We start from the raw sequence: 471 nt of genomic DNA, 5'->3' as shown, positions 1-471 counted from the left end.
TTCGTGCTCATCGTCCTGATGACCAGGTGACGAAGACTGTTCAGCGGCTGTTGCGAGCCGATCTCGTGATCGTTGACGACATCGGGCTGCTGCCGGTCAGTGATGATGCTGCCGAAGGTCTGTATCGGCTTGTCGATGCTGCTTATGAGAAGAGATCCGTCGCGATTTCGTCGAATCTCCATCCTTCTGCTTTCGACCAGCTGATGCCCAAGACCGTGGCTACGGCGACGGTTGATCGGCTCCTTCATCATGCTCATTTGGTCCAGACCAGTGGGGAATCGATTCGACTCAGCCAGGCCGTTTCTGGGGCAGGGGTGGTTGCTTTGAGCTGATATCGACGGCCCCGGGTGGTCACGACTGGACACAACGAGTCGATGGGCAGAAATCGTGGCCACCAGCGGGCAGTTTTATTGGCCACCAGTGGGCAATTCTCGTGGCCGTCTATGGGCAGTTCCTACTGACCGTTGACAC

The 471-nt window shown here is 57.1% G+C and carries 1 protein-coding gene; it reads left to right on the top strand.

Annotation, left to right across the window (positions count from 1 at the left end; all coding sequences use genetic code 11):
* The coding region (locus tag ACPUD7_RS17820) for an ATP-binding protein (protein ID WP_425120659.1) at positions 1-332 on the top strand (332 nt) is incomplete at its 5' end.
* Positions 333-471 lie beyond the last annotated feature (139 nt).

It is taken from the genome of Brevibacterium sp. FAM 24630 (genome assembly GCF_049804075.1).
Lineage (GTDB): Bacteria > Actinomycetota > Actinomycetes > Actinomycetales > Brevibacteriaceae > Brevibacterium.
This window is presented reverse-complemented; position numbering and strand designations above follow the sequence as displayed.